The sequence below is a fragment of the Rhodococcus sp. P3_B8 genome (genome assembly GCF_056402775.1).
Window position 1 is genome coordinate 1 of record NZ_JBFUGT010000340.1, and the last position, 6,692, is coordinate 6,692.

Consider the following 6,692-nt stretch of genomic DNA (forward strand, 5'->3'; position numbering starts at 1 on the left):
ACCCAGCGACGGTCACCCCACACGATTGCGACGACGATCCCGACGATGATGAACAGCGCGTACGCCCGCAGGGCCACCGGTCCGACATACCAGACACCTTGCGGCGGACTCGGAATGTAGGCCAGTACGTCCACAGTGGAAGTCACGACGCCACGGTAGCGGAGCGAACGCCCTCGGCGAGTTCCTTCGTGAGCGAGCGCACCGCGTCCAGACCGCTCTCCGCGGCCGTGACCAGCGCAGATCCGACGATGACCGCATCGGCGTACGCGGCGATCTCGGCGGCCTGCGCGCCGGAGCGGACACCCAGTCCGACACCCACCGGAATGTCCGAGTGGGCGCGGATACGGGCCGTCAACTCGGGTGCCATCGACGACACCGCGTCACGGGCGCCGGTGACACCCATCGTCGACGCGGCGTACACGAAGCCGCTGCTCGCGTCCAGGGTCATCGAGAGACGTTCCTCGGTCGACGACGGCGCCACGAGGAAGATCCGGTCGAGGTCGTGTTCCTTCGACGCGGCGATCCACTCGCCGGCCTCCTCGGGGATGAGGTTGGGCGTGATCAGGCCGAGGCCGCCCGCGCTCGCCAGGTCGCGGGCGAACTTGTCGACGCCGTACTGCAGGACCGGATTCCAGTAGGTCATCACGACGGCCTTGCCGCCGACGGAGGCGATCGCCTCGACGACGGTGAACACGTCACGCACACGGACACCGTTCCGCAGCGCCGTCTCGGCCGCCGCCTGGATGGTGGGCCCGTCCATCACCGGGTCGGAGTAGGCGATGCCGACCTCGACGATGTCGCAACCGGACTCGACCATCGCCTTGAACACGTCGATGGACTCCTGCACGGTGGGGAAACCGGCCGGGAGGTACCCGACGAGCGCGGCGCGCTTCTCCTCGCGGCACTGCGCGAACGTCGGGGCGAGGCGCGAGAGTCGTTCGCTCACTTGGCCGAACCTTCCTTGTCAGTCGTGGTGGTCTCGGTCGAGTCGTCGGGATCGAACAGTCCGAACCACTTGGCGGCCGTGTCCATGTCCTTGTCGCCGCGCCCGGACAGGCTGATGACGATGATTGCGCCCTCCCCCAGTTCGCGGCCCAGTCGCAGCGACCCGGCGACGGCGTGGGCGGACTCGATGGCCGGGATGATGCCCTCCCGCTCGGACAGCAGACGCAGCGCGTCCATGGCCTCCGTGTCGGTGACCGGCTCGTAGGTGGCGCGGCCGATGTCCTTGAGGAGTGCATGCTCCGGTCCGACACCGGGGTAGTCGAGGCCCGCGGAGATCGAGTGCGACTCGATGGTCTGGCCGTCCTCGTCCTGCAGCAGGTACGAGTACGCGCCCTGGAACGCTCCCGGGGTGCCCGCCGCGAACGTGGCGGCGTGCCGCCCGGTCTCGACGCCGTCACCGGCGGCCTCGTAGCCGACCAGCCGCACGGCCGGGTCGTCGAGGAACGCGTGGAAGATGCCGATGGCGTTGGAACCGCCGCCGACGCACGCCGTCACGGCGTCGGGCAGCCGGCCGGTCAGCGCCTGCACCTGGGCACGCGCCTCCAGGCCGACCACGCGCTGGAAGTCGCGGACGATGGTCGGGAACGGGTGCGGCCCGGCAGCGGTGCCGAAGCAGTAGTACGTGTTGTGGGCGTTGGTGACCCAGTCGCGCAGCGCCTCGTTGATGGCGTCCTTCAGGGTCCTCGACCCCGACTCGACCGACACCACCGAGGAGCCCAGCAACCGCATGCGGGCGACGTTCAGCGCCTGCCGCTCGGTGTCGACGGCACCCATGTAGATGACGCATTCGAGGCCGAGGAGCGCACAGGCGGTGGCGGTGGCCACACCGTGCTGGCCGGCGCCGGTCTCCGCGATGATGCGGGTCTTGCCCATGCGCTTGGCGAGCAGCACCTGGCCGAGCACGTTGTTGATCTTGTGGGAGCCGGTGTGGTTGAGGTCTTCGCGCTTGAGGATGAGCCGGGCCCCACCGGCGAACTCGCTCATCCGTTTCGCCTCGAAGATCGGGGACGGACGGCCGGTGTAGTCGCGCTGGAGACGATCGAGTTCGTTCAGGAACGCGTCGTCGGCGCGGGCCTTCTCGTACTCGGCGGTGACCTCCTCGATCACTGCCATCAGGGCCTCGGGCACGTGCCGTCCGCCGTACACGCCGAAGTGTCCTCCGGCGTCGGGGTCGTGCGTCGTGCGCTCGGCGATTCCGGCGCTGGCAGTCGGCAGATTGCCACCCTTGAAGACGGTTTCCTGATTACGTGAAGTCACAGGTCCAGTCTGCCCCAACGCCGGGTTCCGCCGCCGTCCGGGTCAGTTCCGCCGACGCAGCCTCAGCGTGACGGCTTGGGGCAGGACGGGTGAGCGCCGGCGTTGACCAGATCGGCCACCGCCTTGCGCGGATCCCCGCTGGTGACGAGGCCTTCGCCGACCAGCACCGCGTCGGCTCCCGCGCCGGCGTAGGCCAGCAGGTCGGCCGTGCCGCGCACACCGGACTCGGCGATCTTGATGATCTCGGTGGGCAGCCCGGGAGCGATCTCGCCGAACGTGTTCTTGTCGACCTCGAGCGTCTTGAGATTGCGGGCGTTGACACCGATGACCTTGGCGCCCGCCTCGAGCGCGCGGTTGGCCTCTTCCTCGGTGTGGACCTCGACGAGGGCCGTCATGCCCAGCGACTCCGTGCGGTCGATCAGCGACGCGAGCGCGTCCTGCTCGAGGGCGGCGACGATGAGCAGCACGACGTCGGCGCCGTGCGCGCGGGCCTCGTGGATCTGATACGGCCCGACGATGAAGTCCTTACGGAGGATCRGGATGCTCACCGCGCGGCGGACGGCGTCGAGGTCCGCGAGGGACCCCTGGAATCGGCGCTCCTCGGTGAGCACGCTGATCACGCGGGCGCCACCGGCCTGGTAGGCGGCGGCCAACTCGGCGGGATCGGTGATGTCGGCGAGCGCGCCCTTCGAGGGGCTCGCGCGCTTGACCTCGGCGATGACTCCGATGCCCGGCTCGAGCAGGGCGGCCGCGGCATCGAGGGCCGGCGGTGCGGCAGCGGCGGCAGCCTTGACTGCGGCGAAGTCAAGGACGGCTTCGCGGGCGGCGACGTCGGCGCGCACCCCGTCGAGAATCGAGTCGAGAACGGTCATCGTGGCCCGAGTCCTTTCTGGGCAGAAACCCGATGTGAGGAACATCATCAGGGGTGAAGTCAGCCTAGATGGCACTCTGATTCTGTTTACGTTCGGGTCCCCGGGTCTTTGTCCGGTCCGTCAACTTTGTCGACAGGTTCGGCTTTCTTGTCTTCGACCGTGGGGTCCTCCCCCGCGTCCAGTGCGTCCCAGAGCATGCGCTGGGTGACGGGCCCCTCGGCCGAATCGGCGCCGGCCTTCTTCGCGGCGTCCCGTCGCGCACCGGGGCTGTCGTACTTGGAGGAGAGCCCGGCCCGCACCCGCGGACGGCGGACGAGTTCCACCCCGGCGGCGAGCGCCGCCAGGGCGCCCACCAGCGCGAGAACGGCGGGTCCGACGTGCACGGACACCGACTGGACCTCGGCGCGGCCCGGCAGCTCGGCCAGCCGGCCCGCGTCGTCGTCGGAGGCGCCGGAGACGATCAGCCCCACCGCGGGGACCGCGGCCCCGACGGCCACGACCGCGACGAGGACACCGAGCACCCGCAGCGCCCAGCCCTTCACGGCGAACGACGCGGCGATCGCGGCGACCAGGGTCAGCGCCAGCGGCGTGAGCGCCGCCGCCCACGTGCCGCCGACTAGCGCCGACGTGCGCTCCTCGCCGAGCCCGTCGGAGGAGGTGACCTCCACCCACGTCATCCGGGAGGCACCCCACAGACACAGAGCGGCGACCGCGAGCAGCAGCACCGAGATCATCGACCGGCGACGTCCCGCCTGCGCAGGTTCCCGGGCCGTCTCCGACGCGTCACTCACTGCGTGTCGCCTCCCAGGGTCTTCAGCGTGTGCGCCGCCGCGATCGCGCTGAGCACCGCCATCGCCTTGTTCCGCGCCTCGGTGTCCTCGTATTCGGGGTTCGAGTCGGCGACGACGCCCGCACCCGCCTGGACGTACCCGATGCCATCCTTGATCAGCGCGGTCCGGATCGCGATGGCCGTGTCGGCGTCGCCGGCGAAGTCGAGGTACCCGATGATGCCGCCGTAGATGCCCCGGCGCGTCGGTTCGAGTTCCTCGATCAGCTGCATCGCCCGGACCTTCGGCGCACCCGACAGCGTGCCCGCGGGGAAGCACGCGGTGACGGCGTCCAAGGCGTGCTTACCGTCCGCGAGGTGACCCGTGACGGTGGAGACGAGATGCATCACGTGGCTGTACCGCTCGATGTGGCGGTAGTCGTGGACCTTCACCGTGCCCGGTTCGCACACGCGCCCGAGGTCGTTGCGGCCCAGATCCACGAGCATCAGGTGCTCCGCGTTCTCCTTCTCGTCGGCGAGCAGGTCCTTCTCGAGCAGGATGTCTTCCTCCTCGGTGTGCCCGCGCCACCGGGTTCCCGCGATCGGGTGCGTGGTGGCGACGCCTTCCGACACGGTCACCAGGGCCTCCGGGCTCGAACCGACGATCGAGAACGCGGTCTCGCCGTCGCCGTTCGGCACGTTGAGCAGGTACATGTACGGGCTGGGGTTGGAGGCGCGCAGCATCCGGTAGACGTCGATCGGGTCCGCGGTGCAGTCGATCTCGAAGCGCTGCGACAGCACCACCTGGAATGCCTCGCCCGCCTCGATGTCTCCCACGAGTTTCTGCACGTCGGCGCCGAAACCTTCGGTGGTGCGCTGACGCCGGTAGTCGGGGGCGGGCTTCGCGAACGTGGACACGGTGGACGACGCCGGGGCTGACAGGGCGTGCGTCATCCGGTCCAGCCGCTCGACCGCGGAGTCGTAGGCCTCGTCGACGCGTTCGTCGGTGCCGTCCCAGTTGACCGCGTTGGCGATCAGGGTGATGGCGCCCTCGTGGTGGTCGACGGCCGCGAGGTCCGTCGCCAGCAACATGACCATCTCGGGGATCTGCAGATCGTCGGTGGCGTGCTCGCCGATCCGCTCGATCCGGCGCACCGCGTCGTAGCCGAGGAAACCCACCATGCCGCCGGTCAGCGGCGGCAGGTCGGGCAGCCGCTCGCTGCGGAGCAGTTCCAGCGTCTGGCCGAGGGCCGCGATCGGGTCGCCGCCGGACGGTGCGCCCGCGGGAACGTTGCCGTACCACGCGGCCTCGCCGTCGACGACCGTCAGCGCGGCGGGACTGCCCGCGCCGATGAACGACCATCGCGACCACGATCGGCCGTTCTCCGCCGACTCGAGCAGGAAGGTTCCCGGCCGGTTCGCCGCCAGCTTGGTGTACGCCGACAGCGGGGTTTCCGCGTCTGCCAACACCTTGCGCGTCACCGGGACCACCCGGTGTTCGGCGGCGAGAGCGTGGAACTGCTCGCGCGTGGTGGTCGAGTCGGACCCGCCGTCGGCCGGGGTGGCGGCGGACTCGGGTGCGGGAATCGTGGTGGGCTCGCCGTGCATGCCGACCATCATCCCAGGCGCACTCGTCGTGTCTGCGTGCGCGGGTAGCCTCGGCTCTCATGAAGCCAGGTCAGCTCGCACCGGAATTCACCCTGCCCGATCAGGACGGCATCGCGCGATCCCTGTCGAGCCTCCTCGAGGACGGCCCCCTGGTGCTGTTCTTCTACCCCGCGGCGTCGACGCCGGTCTGCACCGCCGAGGCCTGCCATTTCCGTGACCTCGGAATCGAGTTCTCCGCGGTGGGCGCGTCCCGCGCCGGGATCAGCACCGACGCGGTGGAGAAGCAGGCGTCGTTCGCGCAGGCGCAGTCGTTCGACTACCCGCTGCTGTCGGACGCCGACGGAGCCGTCGCGGAGAAGTTCGGCGTCCGGCGCGGACTGCTCGGCAAACTCGCCCCGGTGAAGCGGTCGACGTTCGTCATCGACACCGACCGCACCGTGCTCGAGGTCATCTCGAGCGAGTTCCGCGCCAACACGCACGGCGATCAGGCGCTCGCCTTCCTCCGGACGCGTCAGTCCACCTGAATCGACCGTTTGGCCAGCCCCATCCAGAAGCCGTCGATCAACTGCCGGGGGATCTGCTCCGGATCGCTCGAGGCGCCCAGCGTGACGAACAGCGGCGCGAAGTGCTCGATCGTCGGGTGGGCGTACGGCATGCCCGGCGCGAGCGAGCGGAAGTCGATGAGCGAATCGACGTCGCCCGCGGCGAGACGCTCGTCCGCCCAGGCGTCGAACTCCGACGACCAGCCGGGTGCCTTCGCGTCGGGTGACGGGTCGCGCAGGAACGGCAGCCCGTGGGTGGTGAATCCCGAACCGACGATCAGCACACCCTGCTCGCGCAGGGGTCGCAGCCGCTCACCGAGGTGCAGCAGTCGCTGCGGGTCGAGCGTGGGCAGCGAGATCTGCAGGACCGGAATGTCGGCGTCGGGGTACATGACCGTCAACGGCACGTAGGCGCCGTGGTCCAGGCCGCGGTGCGGCTGGTGCGACACGGTCTCGTCGTCCGGCATCAGCGCCACGATCTGCGCCGCGAGTTCGGGGGCGCCGGGCGACTCGTACGTGGTCCGGTAGAAGCGCTCGGGGAAGCCACCGAAGTCGTAGACGAGGGGCGTGCCCGTGGTGGTGGATCCGATCGTGAGCGGCGCCGATTCCCAGTGCGCCGACACCATGAGGATGGCCTTCGGC

The 6,692-nt window shown here is 69.9% G+C and carries 7 protein-coding genes and 1 pseudogene; 1 reads left to right on the top strand and 7 read right to left on the bottom strand.

The genetic code is table 11. The features are described 5' to 3' along the window. The 6 genes and pseudogenes from AC1D1G_RS39540 to AC1D1G_RS39565 all read right to left on the bottom strand — a co-directional run. Nucleotides 1-146, bottom strand: a pseudogene (locus AC1D1G_RS39540) (prolipoprotein diacylglyceryl transferase); the annotation flags it as partial. Then, a complete protein-coding gene (gene trpA, locus AC1D1G_RS39545; RefSeq protein WP_009473666.1) occupies nt 143-946 on the bottom strand; it encodes a tryptophan synthase subunit alpha in 804 nt (267 codons plus the stop codon). The pseudogene AC1D1G_RS39540 and the gene trpA, both read right to left, overlap by 4 nt. Continuing rightward, nucleotides 943-2,262 (bottom strand): tryptophan synthase subunit beta, encoded by a 1,320-nt coding sequence (gene trpB, locus AC1D1G_RS39550; protein ID WP_005247488.1) that lies wholly within the window; start codon nt 2,260-2,262, stop codon nt 943-945. Before trpB ends, trpA begins: the two co-directional genes overlap by 4 nt. Nucleotides 2,263-2,324: 62 nt before the next feature. Next, a complete protein-coding gene (gene trpC / locus AC1D1G_RS39555) occupies nt 2,325-3,134 on the bottom strand; it encodes an indole-3-glycerol phosphate synthase TrpC (protein WP_477956318.1) in 810 nt (269 codons plus the stop codon). Nucleotides 3,135-3,220: 86 nt separating this feature from the next. Further along, complete coding sequence (locus AC1D1G_RS39560; protein ID WP_283334306.1) at nt 3,221-3,925, bottom strand: TIGR02234 family membrane protein; 705 nt, start codon at nt 3,923-3,925, stop codon at nt 3,221-3,223. Further along, nucleotides 3,922-5,508, bottom strand: a complete 1,587-nt coding sequence (locus tag AC1D1G_RS39565; protein ID WP_280782508.1) for an anthranilate synthase component I — start codon at nt 5,506-5,508, stop codon at nt 3,922-3,924. The genes AC1D1G_RS39560 and AC1D1G_RS39565 overlap by 4 nt, the downstream gene beginning before the upstream one ends. Nucleotides 5,509-5,567: 59 nt before the next feature. Here AC1D1G_RS39565 and AC1D1G_RS39570 point away from each other — a divergent pair, with 59 nt between their 5' ends. Then, nucleotides 5,568-6,032 carry a peroxiredoxin gene (locus tag AC1D1G_RS39570; protein WP_009473669.1) on the top strand — a complete coding sequence of 155 codons (465 nt, stop codon included), beginning with the start codon at nt 5,568-5,570 and terminating at the stop codon, nt 6,030-6,032. Here the strand turns inward: AC1D1G_RS39570 and AC1D1G_RS39575 are convergent. Beyond that, nucleotides 6,020-6,692 (bottom strand): dioxygenase family protein (locus AC1D1G_RS39575; RefSeq protein WP_477956319.1); only part of this gene is annotated, 673 nt, incomplete at its 5' end. The genes AC1D1G_RS39570 and AC1D1G_RS39575 overlap by 13 nt on opposite strands.

What these genes read in the sequence shown, in the direction of transcription:
- AC1D1G_RS39565 (WP_280782508.1), bottom strand. Translation starts at nt 5,508, where the DNA reads ATGCACGGCGAGCCCACCACGATTCCCGCACCCGAGTCCGCCGCCACC.
- AC1D1G_RS39570 (WP_009473669.1), top strand. Translation starts at nt 5,568, where the DNA reads ATGAAGCCAGGTCAGCTCGCACCGGAATTCACCCTGCCCGATCAGGAC.